Below are 17,752 nucleotides of genomic sequence, written 5' to 3' on the forward strand. Positions count from 1 at the left end.
AGACCGAGGACCGCGATCCGCAGAAGTCCGGGAGGAGCAGAAGGTGGAGACCAGCGGCGAGATCTACTGGGACCCCTACGACGCGGGCATCGCCCAGAACCCCTACCCCGTCTACCGCCGGCTCCGCGAGGAGATGCCGCTCTACTACAACGAGAAGCACGACTTCTACGCCCTCAGCAGGGCCGCCGACGTCGAGCGCGGCCTGCCGGACTGGCGGACGTTCTCCTCCGCGCGCGGGGACATCCTGGAGATCGTCCAGTCCGGCCTGGAGATCCCGTCGGGCACCGTCATCTTCGAGGACCCGCCCACCCACGGCATCCACCGCCGCCTGCTGTCCCGGCTGTTCACCCCCCGGCGGATCGGCATGCTGGAACCGAAGGTCCGCGACTTCTGCACCCGCACCCTGGACCCCCTCACCGGCGCGGACGGCTTCGACCTCGTCGCCGCCGTCGGCGCCGAACTGCCGATGCGCGTCATCGGCATGCTGCTCGGCATCCCCGAGGCCGACCAGCCGGCGATCCGCGACATGGTCGACGACTCGCTCCGCACCGAGGACGGCGGGCAGATGGACCTCGACGGCGGCGCCCTGCTCAACACCGAGGCGTTCGGCGAGTACATCGACTGGCGCAGGGAGCACCCGTCCGACGACCTCATGACCGAGCTGCTGACCGCCCGGTTCGAGGACGAGAACGGGCGGACCCGCACCCTCACCCGCGACGAGGTGCTGACCTACGTCTCGGTCGTCGCGGGGGCCGGCAACGAGACGACCGGGCGGCTCATCGGCTGGGCCGGGGCCGTCCTGGCGCGCCATCCCGAGGCCCGCCGCGAACTGGTGGCCGACCCGTCGCTGATTCCGGGCGCCATCGAGGAGATCCTGCGCTACGAGCCGACCGGGCACTCCATCGCCCGGTACGTCACCGAGGACGTGGAGCTGCACGGCCGCACCGTCCCGGCCGGAAGCGCCGTCGTCTTCATCGTCGCCTCCGCCAACCGGGACGAGGACCGCTACTCCGACCCCGACCGCTTCGACGTCCACCGCAGCATGGGCCACCTGCTGACCTTCGGCCTGGGCGGGCACTACTGCCTCGGTGCCGCGCTGGCCCGCCTGGAGGGCCGGATCGCGCTGGAGGAGATCCTGAAGCGCTTCCCGGCCTGGGAGGTGGACTGGGACAACGCGAAGCTGGGGCAGACCTCGACCGTCCGCGGCTGGGAGACCCTCCCGCTGATCCTCGGCTGAACGGGCCGCCGGTCCCCTCCGCCCGGCGCCGTGCGCGCGGGCGCCGGGCGGGGGCGGACAATGTCGGTGCCATCGCCTTTAATCGAGGAGTGGACGTTGAAGAGCGCATCGCCGAGCTGACCGCCGAGGTCAAGCGGCTGAACGACCTGTACTACGGCACCGGCGACAGCCCGCTGCCCGACGCGGACTACGACGCGCTGAAGGACGAGCTCGCGGCGCTCGTGGCCGAGCATCCCGAGCTCGAACCGGCCGACAGCCCGCTCGGCAAGGTCAACGCGCCGGCGGAGCTGACCGGCCCGACCATGCGGCACGCGCGCCCGATGCTGTCGCTGGCGAAGGCGACGAGCGAGGAGCAGATCCGCACGTTCTGCGAGCGCTTCGGCGGCCAGGTCTTCCGCGTCTCGGAGAAGCTCGACGGGCTCTCGCTCAGCGTCGTCTACAACGACGGCGAACTCGACTACGTCGCCACGCGCGGCACCGGCACGGTCGGCGAGCTGGTGACCGAGAAGGTGCGCCACGTGATTCCGGGCCTGCCGGCCGAGATCCAGGCGCCCGGGCGCGTCGAGGTCCGCGGCGAGGCGGTGATGCTGCGGTCGGTGTGGGCCGCCTACAACGAGGCGCACCCGGACAAGACGCTGACCAACCCGCGGTCGGGCGCCGCCGGGACGCTGGTGCTGAAGGACCCCGGGGCGGCCGCGCAGGCCAAGCGACTGCTGCGGTTCTATGCGTTCGGCGCCGACCGCGACGGCGACGCGCTGGACCTTCCGGCGGGCTTCGAGCCGGTCGCCCAGTACGTGTGCGCCGGTGCCGATGAGGTGGTGGACGCGATCGCCGAGATCGGGAGCCGCCGCGACGGGCTGGACTACGACATCGACGGCGCGGTCGTGCGGCTGCACGAGCCGGCGGCGTTCGACGCGGCGGGCTTCAACAGCGCCGAGCCGCGCGGCGCGATCGCGTTCAAGTACCCGCCGGAGGAGAAGCTGACGACGCTGCTGTCGGTCGAGTGGCCCGTCGGCAAGATCGGCCGCGTCCCGCCGCGCGCGAAGGTCGCGCCGGTGTTCGTCGGCGGCGTGACCGTGGAGAACATCACGCTGCACAACCCGCGGCTGATCCGCGAACGGGACCTGCGGATCGGCGACACGGTCGCGGTCGTGCGGCGCGGCGACGTGATCCCGTTCGCGGGCCGCTCGCTGCCGGAGAAGCGGGACGGGAGCGAGGTCGAGATCGTCCCGCCGACGCACTGCCCGTCGTGCGGTTCGGAGCTGGAGGTCCGCGGCACCGGCGAGGAGCGCTGGTGCCTCAACCTGCAGTGCCCGGCGCAGGCGACGCGCCGGCTGATGCACTGGGCCTCCCGCCAGGCGGCCGACATGGAGGGCGTCGGCGACGTCTGGATCGAGAAGCTCGCCGAGGACGGCGTGCTCAAGCGCCGCAGCGACTTCTACGACCTGACGGCCGACCAGCTCCTCGGCTACGAGCGGATGGGCGAGGTCAGCGCCCGGAACATGGTCGACTCGATCGCGTCGTCCACGGGCATGGGGCTGCGGCGCGCGCTGATCGGGCTGGCGATCCCGATGGCCTCCGAGGGCACGGCCAAGCGGCTGTGCCTGGCCGGCTACGAGCGCATCGAGGACATCGCGGCGGCGACGGCCGAGGACCTGGTGGCGATCCGCGACATCGGGCCGAAGGTCGCCGAGAGCGTCGTGGCCTTCTTCGCCCGCGCGGACGTCCGGGAGGAGATCGCGGCGCTGCGCGAGCGCGGCGTGAACCTCGACGTGCTGCCCGAGGACCGGCCGGTCGACGCGGCGGCCGCGGGCGACTCGCCGCTCAAGGGCAGGTCGGTCGTCATCACCGGCGCCTTCACCGACCCGCGCTCCGGCGCGAAGATCAGCCGGCCGGACGTCACCCGCCTGGTCGAGCAGGCGGCGGCGGCGACCGCCTCGTCGGTCTCCGCCAGCACCGACTACCTGCTCGCCGGCGCCAACGTCGGCGCCGCGAAGACCGGCAAGGCCGAGAAGCTCGGCGTCACGGTCGTCCACCAGGACGAACTGTGGCGCTGGCTGGCCGAAGCCGGCGTCATCTGAACGCGTCCGCCGGGGCGCGAGGCCGCCGCGCGGGGGCGGCGGCAGCCTCGCGTCCTCGCTCGGGACGCGTCCATTGGCGTAGTCTGGTGGTACCGAAGGCGCTTCGTGCGCGGGCCGTCAGGCCCGCGCCGTCCTCGGCGATCTGCGACACGGCCCGCGACGGGCCGGGAATGGGGCCTTCGACATGGCCCGCAGCGCCCGATCCACGGATCCTTCCGCCTCGCCCCTGCTCCCGCCGCCGACCATGTCCCGGCTGCGGTTCGCGCCGGGCGACGCCGGACGCGGAGTCATGGACGGCGGCTGGTGGCCCCGTTCGCGCGACGCGGCCGCCGAACTCCCCGAGCTGGTGATCGCCCTCGTCGAGAGGCTGGGCATGGTCACCCGCCTCACCATCGACTTCGACGACTGGGACCACGTCCCGCTCCGTATCACGGTCCTGGACCGGGAGATCAGGGTCGGCTGGCTGCCCCACCTGGACCGCATGGTCGCGGTCACCTGCGGCCGGGCGGAGCCGGTCCTGCTCCTGGTCGTCCCGCCCGAGACGACCCGCTCCTGCGCGGAGGAGGCCCTGGCCAAAGCCGCCGCCGGGACCGGCGACGCGTTGCCGGCGGAGATCCTGGCCTCCTGCGACATCTCCACCGCCCGGCCCTGAGCCCGCGCTTCCGCACGGCTCCCCGGCCGCCGTCAGGCCGGGACCCCTTCCGTCATCGGAGACCACCATGACCACCTTCATCACCGCCGCCGCCGTTGCCGGGGCCGCGGCCAAGGCTCCCGCCGAAGTGGCGATGCCCGCTCACCGGCGCCCGGCCCACACCATCGTCGCGCTGCACGGCGCCCTGGACGCGGCGGCCGCACCGGCGCTGCGCGAGGACCTGATCGGCGTGCTGCGGAACTGCGGCCGGCTACTGACCCTCGATCTCAGCGGGGTGCCGTCCGGCGACGAGACCGGGCTCGCGGTCCTGGTCGGCACCCTGCACCGCGCCGCGGCGCTGGGCGTCACCGTCCGCCTCGACGCACCCGGCGGGCAGCTCGCCGAACTCCTCCACCTCACCGGGCTGGACCGGGTGTTCCGCACCCCCCTGACTCCGCATGGAGGCATCGAGTCCGCGGCGTGACGACCGCACGGCACCGGCACCGGCGCCGGCGGCCGTGCCCGGCTACAGGGGCTCGCTGACCCACTGCCAGCCGCCGTCCGCGGGCCGGGCGCTGATCAACTGCGGGCTGCCGGAGTCCGCGACCTCGGCGATCGTCCGGATCAGCCGGCGGTGGAAGTCGTCGGGCGGGTTCGCGCCGCCCGTCGAGCCCTCCAGCAACGTCACGCTGACCTTCGCCTCGTCGCGCAGCTGCACGGTCAGCCGGCCGGTCTTGTCCAGCCGGAGGATCACGATCGCATCGGCCCGGATCAGATCCCCGTCGGCCGCCATGATCCACACTTCGGGCATCGTCCCGCTCATGAGGCTCACCTCCCTGTACCGGGGAGTCCTGGCCCCCACCACTCCAACATACGGTGCTCCTTCCCGCTCTCACCGGTGCGGGGGCGAACGGTTATCCGCCCGGTACCGGGCTATCGGCAGGGCCGTTCCGGTCAGCCGGGCCCGTGCGGCCCGGCCTGGTGGATCACGACGGCCGCCTCCACCGAGGGATAGATCGGAATGATTCGGGTGAAGCCGGTGGTCCGCAGCACCTGGCGAACGCGCTGGTTCACCGCCGCGACGGCGAGCGTGCCCGCCTGATCGCCGCGGTCGTCCGCCTGCTGTGACGGCTGGAGGAGGCGGTGCAGGCCGGCCAGCACGCTGAGGCCGTTGGAGTCGACGAACTCGACGCGGGCGAAGTCCAGGATGAGATGGTCGGCGCCGTCGCCGAGCAGAGCGGCCAGGTGACCGCGCAGCTCGGAGGCGGACGCGACGTCCAGGTCACCGGCCAGCGACACGACGGCCAGACCGGCACCGTCCGGCGCGAACCGGCTTTTCACGGTCAAGCCCATTGCGGACACCCCCGTCAGTGGGGAGCGATGCGGTGGATGGCGTGCCGGACGGTGGGACTGACCCCGATGTGCTGGTCCAGGCCCGTGCGGGCCAGGATCCTGCGGCACACCTCCGGCGGCCGGGCCACGACCAGGTCCCCGCGGTGGGAGCGGACGGTCTTCCATATGGCGACCAGGGTGTTGAGCCCGGACGAGTCGCAGAAGGTCACCTGGTCCAGGTCCAGCACGATCCGCGGCCGGCTGAGCGAGGCGGTCGTCGCGATCGCCCGCTCCCGCAGCTCGCCGGCGGTGAACACGTCGATCTCTCCATGGACGTGCACCACCGCGCAGGACGCGGCGTGCTCGATCTGGACCCGCAACCGGCCTTGAGGGGCTCCCTCCCGGGAAGCGGCCATCTGCGTCATCCCGTCTCACCTCCAAGTGCCGGACGGTCTACCCCCGCGCGGCCGGAGCACTCATGATCGATGCAGGGAAGCAGGGAATGTGATCTACGAAACTCTGTAGTGATCGAGGTAGATTTTCGAACCGAGGCCGGGTAGTGTTCCTGTCATCGAAGAGAGACGAGTCCATGAGAGGCGGCAGAGGACGAACTGCCGGAACGTATGGATGACGCCGACCGGGCGTGCCGGGGCCAACGCAGTGGAAGGGGCTCCGGCAGCCGGCCGGCACCGCGGCCAACGGGCCGCGGTGAGCGACACAACGCAGGAAAACGCAGTACTCAGAGAAACACGTAGTACCGGTAGTGATGTCGAGGAAAGGAGGGTTCGACGCCATCGGGATCGCCCGCTGCAGGCTCCAGTCACGCCGCACGGGTACCGCAGCTCCACGGATTGGACGGTGGTCTACGGTCACACATCCGCGATCCCTGCGACGCCGCCCCCGTCTGGGCGGCCGACGTGGAAGACCGGTTCGTCAGAGCCGGTAGATGGTGTTGTACCTCTGGGCCCCGGCGCCGCAGTCTGGCGCCGGGGCCCCTGTTGTCGTCGCTGCCGACCGAGGGCAGTACGGAAGGTTTAGTGAACGCAACCGAGTCGGCCCGCGCCGGCGACCAGTCACACCAGGACGACCCGCGTACAGGCGCGCTCGCAGGCGCACTCGAGGACAAGTTCGACGACGAGGACTACCCGGCCTACAGCATGGGCCGCGCCGCCGAGATGCTGGGCGTGACCCCCGCGTTCCTGCGCAGCCTCGACACCTCCCGGCTGATCGTCCCGCAACGCTCCTCCGGCGGCCACCGCCGCTACTCCCGCTACCAGCTGCGCATGGCGCAACGTGCCCGCGACCTGGTCGACCAGGGAACCCCCCTCGAGGCGGCCTGCCGCATCATCATTCTGGAAGACCAACTCGCCGAAGCCCAGCGCATCAACGCGCAACTGCAGCAGGAGCGCACCTCCCCGCACCCGGAGTAGCCGGACGGGGCACGGCTGTCCTGCCAGGGCCGCCGCGGAACCGCGCGCCCCTGGCGGGCGACTGTGGTGGGCTCACGCTGGCGTGCCTCGGACGATCTGCCGGACGACGGCGACGGCTCGGGCGAGGTGGGTCTCCGTGCGGTCGGTTCGGTGGGCGAGCGCGAGGTCGACGCTCACGGCGGGCCGGACCAGCGGGCGGAAGACGACGCCGTCCAGGGCCAGGGCCGTCACGGGTTCGGGGACGACGGCCACGCCGAGGCCGCCCGCGACGAGGGTGACCAGGGTGGAGGTCTCGCCGACCTCGTGGCGGATCCGGGGCTCGGCGGCGGCGTCGCGGAAGAGGCCGAGCACGACGTCGTACATCACCGAGCGGCGGTCCGCGGAGTGGACGATGAGGTCGGCGTGCGCGATGTCGGTGACCCCGATGCGCGGGAGGGCGGCCAGGGGGTGGTCGGCGGGGACGGCGACGACGAGCCGGTCCCGGCGCAGCGGCAGGACGGTGAGCGAGAGGTCGGCGATCGGCGGGCGCAGCAGCGCCAGGTCGATCGCACCGGTCCGCAGGGCCGCGGCCTGGTCGGGCACCAGCATCTCGCCGCGGAAGGAGAAGTCGACTCCGGACAGCTCGAGCGAGAGGCCGCGGGACAGGGCGGGCAGCAGGCTGTAGGTCGCCGAGCCCACGCAGCCGATCGTGAGGTGGCCGACCGCGCCGGCCGCGATCCGGCGGGCCTCGTGCGCCGCCTCGTCCACCTCGCCGAGGATCCTGCGGGCGCGGGCCAGGTAGCCGCGGCCCGCGTCGGTGAGGTCGACCCGGCGCGTGCTGCGGTGGAGCAGCTCGACGCCCAGGTCGCTCTCCAGCCGGCGGATCGCCTGCGACAGCGGCGGCTGGGCCATGTTGAGCCGCTCGGCGGCGCGGCCGAAGTGGAGTTCCTCGGCGACGGCGACGAAGTACCGCAGGTGACGTAGATCCATATTTGCTGCATATCAATGGGAGCGAATATTGATACTTCACTGTATCAAGGGAGGTCACCTAGCCTCGGGGCATGAGCTCCTTTCTGTACTCGGCCGTCCGGACCCCGTTCGGGCGGTTCAACGGCGCCCTGTCGGGCGTGCGGCCCGACGACCTCGCGGCGGGCGTGATCACCGCGCTGCTGGAGCGGGCGCCCCGGCTGGACCCCGCGGCGATCGGCGAGGTCGTCTGGGGGAACGCGAACGGTGCGGGCGAGGAGAACCGCAACGTCGGCCGGATGGCCGCGCTGCTCGCCGGGCTGCCGACGAGCGTGCCGGGGACGACCGTCAACCGGCTGTGCGGGTCCAGCCTCGACGCGGCGATGACCGGGTCCCGGACGATCGAGACCGGCGACGCCGACGTGGTGCTGGCCGGCGGGGTCGAGTCGATGACCCGGGCGCCGTGGGTGCTGCCGAAGCCGCCCAAGGGCTTCCCCGCGGGCGATCTCACCGCCGTCTCGACCACGCTGGGCTGGCGGCTGGTGAACAAGCGCATGCCGAAGGAGTGGACCGTCTCCCTGGGTGAGGCCAACGAGCTGCTCCAGGAGAAGTACGGCGTCGGCCGCGAGCGCCAGGACGCGTTCGCCCTGCGCTCGCACCGGCTCGCGGCGGCCGCGTGGGACGAGGGCTTCTACGACGACATCGTGGTCCCCGTCGAAGGGTTGAAGCGGGACGAGGGCATCCGCGCCGACACCTCGCTGGAGAAGCTGTCCGGGCTCAAGCCCAGCTTCCGCCCGGACGGCACCATCACCGCCGGCAACGCCTCGCCGCTGAGCGACGGCGCGTCCGCGCTGCTGCTCGGCTCCGCCGAGGCCGCCGACCGGATCGGCCTGGAGCCCATCGCGCGCATCGCCGGACGGGGCGCGTTCGCCCTCGACCCGCAGGAGTTCGGGTACGCCCCGGTCGAGGCGGCGAACCGCGCCCTCGCGCGGGCCGGGATCGGCTGGGACCGGGTGGGCGCGGTCGAGCTCAACGAGGCCTTCGCCGTCCAGTCGCTGGTCTGCGTCGACGCCTGGGGAATCGACCCGGAGATCGTCAACACCAGGGGCGGCGCGATCGCGATCGGCCACCCGCTCGGGGCCAGCGGCGCCCGCGTCCTCGGCACGCTCGCGAAGGTGCTGCGCGAGCGCGGCGAGCGCTGGGGCGTCGCCGCCATCTGCATCGGCGTCGGGCAGGGCCTGGCCGTCGTCCTGGAGAACACGGGCGTGAACGGCGCGGAGGCGGGGGCATGAGCCGGGCGGAGATCCTGGAGAGCGTCGACGAGGCCGTCCGCGGGATCGAGGACGGCAGCACCGTCCTGGTCGGCGGCTTCGGCTTCGCGGGCATGCCGTTCGACCTCATCGACGGGCTGATCCGGCAGGGCGCGAAGGACCTCACCATCGTGTCCAACAACGCCGGGAACGGGGACGTCGGGCTGGCCGCGCTGCTCAAGGCCGGGCGCGTCCGGAAGGTGATCTGCTCGTTCCCCCGGCAGAGCGACTCCCACGTCTTCGACGGGCTGTACCGGTCCGGGAAGATCGAGCTGGAGGTCGTGCCGCAGGGCAACCTCGCCGAGCGGATGCGCGCGGCGGGCGCGGGCATCGGCGCGTTCTACTGCCCGACCGCCGTGGGCACCCCCCTGGCCGAGGGCAAGGAGACCCGGACGATCGACGGGCGCGTCCACATCCTGGAGTACTCGATCAAGGGCGACGTGGCGCTGATCAGCGCCCACCGCGCCGACACGATGGGCAACCTCGTCTACCGCAAGACCGCCCGCAACTTCGGCCCCGTCATGGCGACGGCCGCGACCACCACGGTCGTGCAGGTGGGCGGGGTCGTCTCCGCCGGGGACCTCGATCCGGAGGCGGTCGTCACGCCCGGCATCTTCGTCGACCGGGTGGTGCGGGTCGAGGAACGCCACTACACCGTCCAAGGAGCGCGCTGACATGTCCCTCACTCCGGACGAGCTCGCCGCGGTCGTCGCCCGCGACATCCCGGCGGGCTCCTACGTCAACCTCGGCATCGGCCGCCCCACCAAGGTCGCCGACCACCTCCCGGACGGCTCCGGCGTCGTGCTGCACACCGAGAACGGCATGCTCAACATGGGGCCGGCCGCGACCGGCGACCAGGTCGACCCCGATCTCACCAATGCCGGCAAGGTCCCGGTGACCGAGCTTCCCGGGGCGTCGTACTTCCACCACGCGGACTCGTTCGCGATGATGCGCGGCGGCCATCTGGACGTGTGCGTGCTGGGCGCGTTCCAGGTGTCGGCCACCGGGGACCTCGCCAACTGGAGCACCGGCGCGCCGGGCGCCATCCCGGCCGTCGGCGGCGCGATGGATCTCGCCATCGGCGCCAAGCAGGTCTTCGTGATGATGACGCTGTTCGACAAGGAGGGCCGGTCGAAGCTGGTGCCCGCGTGCACCTACCCGCTGACCGGGGTCGGCTGCGTCAGCCGGGTCTACACCGACGTCGCCGTCATCGACGTGGGCCCGGACGGGGCGGCGGTCCGCGAGACCTTCGGCATCACGGTCGACGAGCTCCGCGACCGGGTGCCCGTCCCCCTCAAGGGCGCCTGAACGGCCGGGATGGTCCGGTGTCGGGCCGGCGGCCGAGCCCGCCGGCCCGACACCGGGCTCAGCCGCCGATGCCGGTGAGCGCGTCCGCTTTCGCGGACGACAGCGGGATCGGCGTGAACATCGGGGGCTCGTCGGCGGGGTCCAGCGCGGTCGGCCCGTAGAGCCAGTCCACGAACGTGTAGTCGTAGGTGTCGCGCTGCCGCAGCAGGACGTTCCGCTGCCGCCGGGCGAGCCCGTCGAGGTGCCACAGCTCGCCCCAGGCGCGGGAGGTGGTGACGACCCGGCGGCAGTGCTCCGGCCGGACGGCCTGGTAGGCGGCGAGGACCGCCGGCCAGCCCTCTTCGGCGAGGTGGCGGGCGACGTGCTCGCCGAGCACCCAGCCGTCCTCGATCGCCATGATCGCGCCCTGGGCGATGTACTGCAGCGGGGGGTGGGCGGCGTCGCCGAGCAGCGCGATGTTGCCGTTCACCCAGGTCATGACGGGATCGCGGTCGTACATCCGCCACCAGCGGTCGCGCCACATGTCGGGCAGGCCGCCGCGGACGAAGTCGCAGGTCCGCGCGAAGGCGGCGTCCAGCTCGTCGGGCGTGCCCCAGTCCTCCTCGCCGGCGCGCGCCTTGGGCGACTCGAAGACGGCGACCTGGTTGAGCAGCTCGCCGCCGCGCAGCCCGTAGTGGACGAAGTGGCAGCGCGGGCCGACGTGCACGACGACCTCGGACAGGTCGACGTCCGCCGCCCGGCCGCTCGCGGCCGGCGTGGTGCCCCGGTAGGCGACGTACGCCGACGACACCGGCTCGTCGTCCACCAGCAGCCTGCGCGCCACCGAGTGCAGCCCGTCGGCCGCGATGACGATCCGCGCCTCCTCGGCGCGGCCGCCGGCGAGCGTCACCCGCGCGCCGTCCGGGGTGTTCTCGTAGGCGGTCACCTGCTGCGACGTCCGCAGGTCGACGCCGGCGCGCTCGCACGCGCGCAAAAGCATGGCGTGCAGGTCGCTGCGGTGGATGACCAGGTAGGGGAAGCCGTAGCGGCGTTCCAGGTCGCGCAGGTCGAGCCGGGTCAGCTCCGTGCCGTCGACGGCGTCGCGCATGATCATCGCGTCCGGCCGGACGCCGAGGCTCCGGGCCTCGTCCAGCAGGCCGTAGTCGTCGAGGATGCGCGTGCAGTTGGGGGCGAGCTGGATGCCGGCGCCGACCTCGCCGAAGGCGGCGGCCCGTTCGAGCACGCGGACGGCGAGGCCCCGGCGGGTCAGGGCGTAGGCGGCGCCCAGCCCGCCGATGCCGCCGCCGACGACGATCACATCAGGGTCGATCATGGTGTCTTCCTTCCCGGACGCGTCAGAGCCAGGGACCGAGGTCCGGGGCGCCGGCGAGGGCGTGCGGCCGTCCGGCCAGCCAGGCGGCCACCTCGGGCAGCGGCCCGTCCGGCAGGGTCGCGGCGGCCGGCTTCCGCTTGGCGGCGATCTCGGTGACGAGGGCCTCCAGGAAGCCGCCCGGCAGGTCGGCGAAGGAGATTCCCCGGTCGAGATCGACGGCGTGGACGAGGACTTCCCGCGAGCGCAGCCACGGCACCTCGGTGGCGGGGACGCCGCGGCCCTGCGCCGTGACGACCTCGGCCTGCCACTGCCGGTCGGTGAGCGCGTCCATCGCCGTCCGCAGCGCCGCGCAGGAGGAGGTCAGCCGGCCGGTCAGCTCGGCACCGCTCATCCGGGGGCCGCGCTCGATGCCGGCCGCGCGCTCTTCCGGCGAGGCGTACATGGGGGTCTTCTCGCCGGTGGCCGCCCAGTGCACCAGGTTGCCGAGCGCGTCGGCGTTCGCCGCGACGTGCGCGACCAGGTGCTTGCGGGTCCAGCCGGGCAGGAGGCTCGGGGCGTCGTACTCCGGTTCGGTCAGGCCTCCGGCGGCGTCGAGGAACAGCTTCGTGCCGTCCTGCATCCAGCGGAGGGCGTCGGCGGGCGTGCGGGCCATCAGGCGTCCTTGACGATGCGGTTGGTGCACGCGCCGAGGCCCTCGACCTCGGTCACGACCGTCTCGCCGCCGGTCAGGTAGACCTTCGGGTCGCGGGCGTGGCCCACGCCGGCCGGGGTGCCGGTGGCGATCAGGTCGCCGGGACGCAGCGTGATGATCGTGGAGATGTACTTGACCAGGAAGACCGGGTCGAACAGCAGCGTGCCGGTGTCGTCGGACTGCATCTCCTCGCCGTCGACCACCGTCCGCACGCGCAGCGCGGGACGGACGCCGCCGACCTCCTCCGGAGTGACCAGGTAGGGGCCGACGGGGGTCGAGGAGTCCCAGATCTTGCCCTGGGTCCACTCGATGGTGCGGAACTGCCAGTCGCGCACCGAGACGTCGTTCATGACGGTGAACCCGGCGATCGCCGCCTCGGCCTGCGCGTCGTCGGCGCGGCGGACCTCCTCGCCGATGACGACGGCGAGTTCCACCTCCCAGTCGAGCGCGTCGGTCTCGGCGGGCTTGACAATGTCGTCGTGCGCGCCGATCAGGGAGTCGGCGAACTTCGGGAACAGCGTCGGGTACGCCGGGAGCTCCCGTCCCATCTCCTTGATGTGGTTGGAGTAGTTGTGGCCGACGCAGATCACCTTCGACGGGCGGGGCACGACGGGCGCGAAGTCGGCGCCTTCCAGGCCGTGGACCGTCCCGGCGGTGTCCGCGGCCTTCGCCCGCCAGTCCGGCTCGGCCAGGAGGGCGCCGAGGTCGGGGTACCCGAGGTCGACGAGCCCGCCGTCGTCGAGGCGGACGGCGCGGGTACCGGCGGCGGTGCGGATGGTGGAGAGCTTCATCAGGCGTCGTCCTTGGCGGTTCGGTGGAGTTTGAGGGCTTCGAAGACGGGGGCGTCGCCGAAGCGGAACAGGTCGAGGGCCCCGGAGTCGGAGTCGGACGGTCCGGCCTCCGACCGCACCGAGAACGGCTCCCACGACGGCACGACGAACAGGTCGCCGCGGGTCACCGACCAGGTCCGGCCGCCGACCGTCACCGTGCCGGAGCCGTCGAAGACCTGGTAGACGCTGGAGCCGGTCTCGCGGACCGGGACCGTCTCGGCGCCCCGCGCCACCCGGTGGAACTCGGCGCGCAGGGTCGGGAGCACGTCGGTGCCGTCGGCCGGGTTGGTGTACCGGACGGCGGCGTGGCCGGGCTCGACCGTGGCGGCGTGCCCGTCCTTCTCCAGCGCGAGCTGGTCGGCCAGCGCCCGGTCGGTGTGCTCCCACTTGTAGGACAGCAGCGGCGAGCCGGGCGCGGTGTGGCCGACACCGACCGGGCGCAGCCCGGGATGGCCCCAGAGCCGCTCGGAGCGGGACCGCTCCGGCGTGATGCGCTCGGCGTCGGAGATCTCCTCCCGCCCGAACTCGAAGAACTGCGCCTCGGTCAGGTACTGGAAGGGGATGTCGAGGCCGTCGATCCAGGCCATCGGACGGTCGGTCGCGTTGTGGTGGGCGTGCCAGTTCCAGCCGGCCTGCGGGAGGAAGTCGCCCCGGTTCATCGGCACGGGGTCGCCGCCGACGACCGTCCACACGCCGGAGCCCTCGACGACGAAGCGGAAGGCGTGCTGGGTGTGGCGGTGCTCGGGCGCGTCCTCGCCGGGCATCAGGTACTGGATCGCCGCCCACAGCGTCGGGGTGGCGAACGGACGGCCGCCCAACCCCGGGTTGGCCAGCGCGATCGCGCGGCGCTCGCCGCCGCGGCCGACCGGGACGATGCGGCCCGCCCGCTCGGCGAGGCGGACCAGCCGGTCCCACTTCCACACGTGCGGGACGGCGCTGGAGCGCGGATGGGGCGGCATCAGGCCGCCGATCTCGGTCCACAGCGGCACGAGCAGTTCGGCCTCGAAGCCGCGGTAGAGGTCTTCGAGCTCCGGGGTGGCGTCCGGCTGGCCGGGCGCCTCGACAGCCCGCAGCTGCACGGGCGAGTCCGCCGAGGATGCCGCGAGAGCGTCGGCTGGAGTGCTGGTCATGGGGGAATCGTCCTGCTTGTACGCTGTGAAGAAGAGAAAATTCTGTTGTCCAGAATCGGGGACCGGGTGGACAAGCCGCTCAAGGCACCGCCGCCGTACGCGATCAGGAGCGTCGACAACGCGCTGCGCATCGCGACGATGCTGCAACTGGAGGGCCCGCTCACGGTCAGCGAGGTCGCACAGCGGCTCGGCGTCGCGAACTCGACCGCGCACCGGCTGCTCGCCATGCTCGTCTACCGCGACTTCGCCGTCCGCGACGCCGACCGCGCCTACCGCGTCGGCCCCGTCCTGGAGCTCGCCGCCCACTCCCAGTCGGCCGCGGCCCGGCTGCGGGCCGCCGCGCTGCCGCACCTGCAACGGCTGGTCGAGCTGCTCGGCGAGTCCGCCAACCTGACCGTCCGCACCGGCGACACGGTGCGCTTCATCGCCAGCGCCGAGTCGCGGCAGGCGCTGCGGGTCGGCTCGCGCGAGGGCATGGTGTTCCCCGCCCACCGCACCACCGCCGGCCTGCTACTCCTCGCCGAGCTGCCGCCCGACCAGCTGGAGACGCTCTATGCGGCCGAGCGCTACGACCAGTACCCGGACGACCGGCCCGACCTCGACGCCCTGCGGACGGAGCTGGCGCGGGTGCGCCGCAACGGGTTCGTCGTCAACCAGGGCCGTTCCGAGCGGGGCGTGGTCGCGATCGGCGTCCCCGTGCACGCACCGGACGGCGAGGTCGTGGCCGGCCTCTCGGTGTCGATGCCGGGCGCCCGCTACGAGAAGGAGCGGCTGCCCGCGCTCGTCGCCACGCTGCGGACGGTGGCCGACGGGCTGGAGCGCGATCTGACACGGTAAGGCCGGGGCGGCCGGGCGGTCAGCGGGCGCCGAGCAGGCCGAACCAGCTGTCGGTCAGCTCCTCGAGCATCTCCTCGCGGCTCAGCCCCTCCCGGTGGGCCGCCCCGTCACCCACAAGGTCTACCGAGACGCCGCCCACCCCTCCCGCCTCGTCCTCCCCTTCACCAAGCGCCCGGAGCGGGCAGGTCGACGGTGATGTGGGGGGAGAGGGCGCGGAGGAAGTCGGGGGCGTCGAAGATCTTGCCGGCGGACGCGGCGCCCGCCGTCCTGGTCCGGCCGGTGAGGAGGCGGTGGACCGCCTCAACGGCGAGCGGCGCGGTGACGGCGTAGATGTCGTGGCCGGTCGCCACCGCGCGCCGTTCGGTGCCGCCGGAACGGACGACGACGTCGACGAGGAAGGTCTGCGCGGACCGTCCGCGCTCGTCGGCCGGGGCCGGGGCCGGGGTGTCCGGGTCCGCCAGGTCCCTGGCCGCCTCGACCGTCATGTAGGTGCGCACCTCGGGGACGGACAGGTGGCTGGGGACGGTGACGACGTCGGCCATGGCGAACTCCCCGATGACGGTCCGGGGGCCCATCGGGTCGGGGAAGGGCCACTCCAGGGTCGGCGCCGCGTCGTCGCGGTACTCCAGGCGCCCGCCGGCGTAGCGGACGCGCCGGCCGTCCCGGCGGCGGTGGGAGACGGCGCCCGCGGCGCGCGTCCCGCGGGTGGGGTGCCAGCTGCTCAGCCCGTAGGCGACGTGCACCTCGTCGGCCTCCGTCCGGTCGCCCAGCGCGGCGGTGGCCAGCAGGTCGCCGAGGCCCCCGAAGAAGGCCATGGCGGGGACGACCGCCGTTCCGCCGGCGCGGTCCGCGAAGTGCGCGAGCGTGTCGGCGTTGGCCTCGATCTCGGCGGCCACGTCCACGTACGGGATCCCGGCGCGCAGGGCCGCCTCGATGACGGGCGCCGCCGTCACGGCGAAGGGCCCGGCGCAGTTGATCACGGCCGCGGTACCGGCCAGCGCGCGGTCGAGCGAGGCCGGGTCGTCGACCGAGGCCGGGCGGGCCTCCAGCCCCGCACCGGATGCCAGGGCGTCCAGCTTGCCCGCGTCGCGGCCGGACGGGACCGGGACGTACCCGCGCGCCCGCAGCTCGTCCACCACGAAACGTCCGGTGTGCCCGTACGCGCCGAACACCGCGACCTTGTCCATGGGTTTCTCCACCTCGTGCTCTGCTTCGATCCGTCGTGGACATCCTGGCGAGCGCGGGCTTCCGGGCGTGAGTGTCCGTAACGCCATTACCCATACAATTCCGGCCATGACCACCGTCGCGCTGGCCGTCGCCGAGGGAATGCTGCACTTCGAGCTGTCCATGGCGTACGAGGTCTTCGGCTCGAAACCGCCCAGCGTCCCCGGCCCCTGGTACGACCTCGTCGTCTGCGGTGAGGGCGCCGTGCGGGCCGGCCGGTTCCGGCTGGAGCCCGATCACGGCCTCGACCGGCTGCCGTCCGCCGACACCGTGATCGTCCCCGGCTGGGACGTCGACGTGGATCCGCCGGGCCGCCTGGTCGACGCGGTGCGCGCGGCCCACGAGGCGGGCGCGCGCGTGGCCTCCCTCTGCACGGGCGCGTTCGTGCTGGCCGCCGCGGGCCTGCTGGACGGGCGGCGCGCCACCACCCACTGGGCGCACACCCAAGCCCTGGCCGAGCGCCATCCCGGGGTGGAGGTCGACCCCGACGTCCTCTACGTGGACAACGGCAGCGTGCTCACCTCCGCCGGCAAGGCCGCCGCCATGGACCTGTGCCTGCACCTCGTCCGCCTCGACCGCGGCTCCGCGGTCGCGAACACGGTCGCCCGCCGCCTGGTCGTGCCGCCGCACCGGGACGGCGGCCAGGCCCAGTTCGTCACCGCCCCGGTCCCGGCCCCGGGCGACCACCCGCTCGCGGGCCTGCTCCCCTGGGCGATCGAACGGCTGGACCGCCCGCTGACCGTGGCGGACCTGGCCCGCCGGGCGCGGATGAGCCCGCGCAACCTCGGCCGCCACTTCCGGGCGGTGACCGGTACGACCCCGCTGCAATGGCTGCTGGCCCAGCGGATCCGCCACGCCCAGCAGCTGCTGGAGACCACCGACGACGGCGTCGACGCCATCGCGGCGGCCACCGGCATGGGCACCGCCACGACGCTGCGCCGGCACTTCAACCGCACGGTCGGCGTCCCTCCGGACACCTACCGCCGCACCTTCCGCTCGCGCGCGGCCGGACGCCCCGGTCCCGCGTCCTGATCACCGGACGGCCGGGTTCAGGCCCTCGTCGCGTCTCCGCGGGCGTCACTGGCGCCCGTGCCCATGTGCCGGACGCGCCGCTCGACGTCCTTCCTGGCGCCGTCGGTGCCGGGCACCGCGTGCCCCAGGAGGTCCCCGCCGGCCCCGCTCGCGCCCGTGCCGACGTGCCCGACGCGCCGCCGGACGTCCGCCCGGGCGTCCTCGATGGCGGGGCCCGCGTCCGGCGGGACGCCTCCGACGTGGTCGTCGCCGCCCGTCCCCATGTGCCGGACGCGCCGCTCGACGTCGGTCTCCGCGTCGCCGGCGCCCGGGGCGGCGTCCGCCCCGAGGTTCCCGCGGGCACCGCTCGCGCCGGTGCCGACGCGCCGGACGCGCCGCCTGACGTCCGTCTCGGCGTCCGCCCTGCCGGGTCCGTCGTTCAT

Annotated in this window: 20 protein-coding genes; 10 read left to right on the forward strand and 10 right to left on the reverse strand. The window is 73.4% G+C overall.

What is annotated here, in order from left to right:
* The first annotated feature begins 43 nt into the window (after window positions 1-43).
* The 4 genes from ACA514_RS21240 (at window position 44) to ACA514_RS21255 (ending at window position 4,433) form a co-directional block, all read left to right on the forward strand.
* Entirely contained in the window at window positions 44-1,237 is a 1,194-nt protein-coding gene (locus ACA514_RS21240) for a cytochrome P450 (RefSeq protein ID WP_375042932.1), read from the forward strand.
* Window positions 1,238-1,326: 89 nt separating this feature from the next.
* Window positions 1,327-3,318, forward strand: coding sequence for an NAD-dependent DNA ligase LigA (gene ligA, locus ACA514_RS21245; protein WP_375042933.1), 1,992 nt, complete (start codon window positions 1,327-1,329; stop codon window positions 3,316-3,318).
* A gap of 244 nt (window positions 3,319-3,562) precedes the next feature.
* Window positions 3,563-3,970, forward strand: coding sequence for a DUF5994 family protein (locus tag ACA514_RS21250; RefSeq protein ID WP_375042934.1), 408 nt, complete (start codon window positions 3,563-3,565; stop codon window positions 3,968-3,970).
* Between the two features lie 67 nt (window positions 3,971-4,037).
* On the forward strand, window positions 4,038-4,433 hold the full coding sequence (locus ACA514_RS21255; protein ID WP_375042935.1) for an STAS domain-containing protein: 396 nt from the start codon (window positions 4,038-4,040) through the stop codon (window positions 4,431-4,433).
* A gap of 42 nt (window positions 4,434-4,475) precedes the next feature.
* On the opposite strand, the gene ACA514_RS21260 is transcribed toward ACA514_RS21255, so the two are convergent.
* The 3 genes from ACA514_RS21260 to ACA514_RS21270 all read right to left on the reverse strand — a co-directional run bounded on the left by ACA514_RS21260 (window position 4,476) and on the right by ACA514_RS21270 (window position 5,706).
* Entirely contained in the window at window positions 4,476-4,772 is a 297-nt protein-coding gene (locus ACA514_RS21260; protein WP_375042936.1) for a hypothetical protein, read from the reverse strand.
* Window positions 4,773-4,903: 131 nt separating this feature from the next.
* Window positions 4,904-5,302, reverse strand: coding sequence for an STAS domain-containing protein (locus tag ACA514_RS21265; protein WP_375042937.1), 399 nt, complete (start codon window positions 5,300-5,302; stop codon window positions 4,904-4,906).
* 14 nt (window positions 5,303-5,316) lie between these two features.
* Window positions 5,317-5,706 carry an STAS domain-containing protein gene (locus ACA514_RS21270; RefSeq protein ID WP_375042938.1) on the reverse strand — a complete coding sequence of 130 codons (390 nt, stop codon included), beginning with the start codon at window positions 5,704-5,706 and terminating at the stop codon, window positions 5,317-5,319.
* A gap of 732 nt (window positions 5,707-6,438) precedes the next feature.
* On the opposite strand from ACA514_RS21270, the gene ACA514_RS21275 reads away from it, so the two are divergent.
* Window positions 6,439-6,711 (forward strand): MerR family transcriptional regulator, encoded by a 273-nt coding sequence (locus tag ACA514_RS21275; RefSeq protein WP_375043122.1) that lies wholly within the window; start codon window positions 6,439-6,441, stop codon window positions 6,709-6,711.
* A 72-nt stretch (window positions 6,712-6,783) separates the two neighbouring features.
* Here ACA514_RS21275 and ACA514_RS21280 read toward each other — a convergent pair whose 3' ends face one another.
* Complete coding sequence (locus ACA514_RS21280) at window positions 6,784-7,680, reverse strand: LysR substrate-binding domain-containing protein (protein WP_375042939.1); 897 nt, start codon at window positions 7,678-7,680, stop codon at window positions 6,784-6,786.
* 71 nt (window positions 7,681-7,751) lie between these two features.
* Here ACA514_RS21280 and ACA514_RS21285 point away from each other — a divergent pair, with 71 nt between their 5' ends.
* The 3 genes from ACA514_RS21285 to ACA514_RS21295 are packed head-to-tail and all read left to right on the forward strand — an operon-like array spanning window position 7,752 to window position 10,274.
* Window positions 7,752-8,948, forward strand: coding sequence for a thiolase family protein (locus ACA514_RS21285; protein ID WP_375042940.1), 1,197 nt, complete (start codon window positions 7,752-7,754; stop codon window positions 8,946-8,948).
* Window positions 8,945-9,640, forward strand: a complete 696-nt coding sequence (locus ACA514_RS21290) for a 3-oxoacid CoA-transferase subunit A (RefSeq protein WP_375042941.1) — start codon at window positions 8,945-8,947, stop codon at window positions 9,638-9,640. The genes ACA514_RS21285 and ACA514_RS21290 overlap by 4 nt, the downstream gene beginning before the upstream one ends.
* 1 nt (window position 9,641) lies before the next feature.
* Complete coding sequence (locus ACA514_RS21295; RefSeq protein ID WP_375042942.1) at window positions 9,642-10,274, forward strand: 3-oxoacid CoA-transferase subunit B; 633 nt, start codon at window positions 9,642-9,644, stop codon at window positions 10,272-10,274.
* Window positions 10,275-10,332: 58 nt separating this feature from the next.
* Here ACA514_RS21295 and ACA514_RS21300 read toward each other — a convergent pair whose 3' ends face one another.
* The 4 genes from ACA514_RS21300 to ACA514_RS21315 are packed head-to-tail and all read right to left on the reverse strand — an operon-like array spanning window position 10,333 to window position 14,237.
* On the reverse strand, window positions 10,333-11,586 hold the full coding sequence (locus ACA514_RS21300; RefSeq protein WP_375042943.1) for an FAD-dependent monooxygenase: 1,254 nt from the start codon (window positions 11,584-11,586) through the stop codon (window positions 10,333-10,335).
* 22 nt (window positions 11,587-11,608) lie between these two features.
* Window positions 11,609-12,238, reverse strand: a complete 630-nt coding sequence (locus ACA514_RS21305; RefSeq protein ID WP_375042944.1) for a maleylpyruvate isomerase family mycothiol-dependent enzyme — start codon at window positions 12,236-12,238, stop codon at window positions 11,609-11,611.
* Window positions 12,238-13,068: a fumarylacetoacetate hydrolase family protein gene (locus ACA514_RS21310; protein WP_375042945.1), complete on the reverse strand. Its 831-nt coding sequence runs from the start codon at window positions 13,066-13,068 to the stop codon at window positions 12,238-12,240. Before ACA514_RS21310 ends, ACA514_RS21305 begins: the two co-directional genes overlap by 1 nt.
* Window positions 13,068-14,237: a cupin domain-containing protein gene (locus tag ACA514_RS21315; RefSeq protein ID WP_375042946.1), complete on the reverse strand. Its 1,170-nt coding sequence runs from the start codon at window positions 14,235-14,237 to the stop codon at window positions 13,068-13,070. Before ACA514_RS21315 ends, ACA514_RS21310 begins: the two co-directional genes overlap by 1 nt.
* Before the next feature lie 45 nt (window positions 14,238-14,282).
* Between ACA514_RS21315 and ACA514_RS21320 the strand changes: the two genes are divergently transcribed.
* The gene (locus tag ACA514_RS21320; protein WP_375042947.1) at window positions 14,283-15,074 is read left to right on the forward strand and encodes an IclR family transcriptional regulator; all 792 of its coding nucleotides are present in this window, start codon (window positions 14,283-14,285) and stop codon (window positions 15,072-15,074) included.
* 161 nt (window positions 15,075-15,235) lie between these two features.
* Here the strand turns inward: ACA514_RS21320 and ACA514_RS21325 are convergent, their stop codons facing one another.
* Window positions 15,236-16,261 (reverse strand): saccharopine dehydrogenase family protein, encoded by a 1,026-nt coding sequence (locus ACA514_RS21325; RefSeq protein ID WP_375042948.1) that lies wholly within the window; start codon window positions 16,259-16,261, stop codon window positions 15,236-15,238.
* 106 nt (window positions 16,262-16,367) lie between these two features.
* Between ACA514_RS21325 and ACA514_RS21330 the strand changes: the two genes are divergently transcribed.
* Complete coding sequence (locus ACA514_RS21330; RefSeq protein ID WP_375042949.1) at window positions 16,368-17,330, forward strand: helix-turn-helix domain-containing protein; 963 nt, start codon at window positions 16,368-16,370, stop codon at window positions 17,328-17,330.
* Between the two features lie 17 nt (window positions 17,331-17,347).
* On the opposite strand, the gene ACA514_RS21335 is transcribed toward ACA514_RS21330, so the two are convergent.
* Entirely contained in the window at window positions 17,348-17,752 is a 405-nt protein-coding gene (locus tag ACA514_RS21335; RefSeq protein ID WP_375042950.1) for a hypothetical protein, read from the reverse strand.

Origin of the sequence: Actinomadura sp. NTSP31, assembly GCF_041951385.1 — a bacterium.
Lineage (GTDB): Bacteria > Actinomycetota > Actinomycetes > Streptosporangiales > Streptosporangiaceae > Spirillospora > Spirillospora napierensis.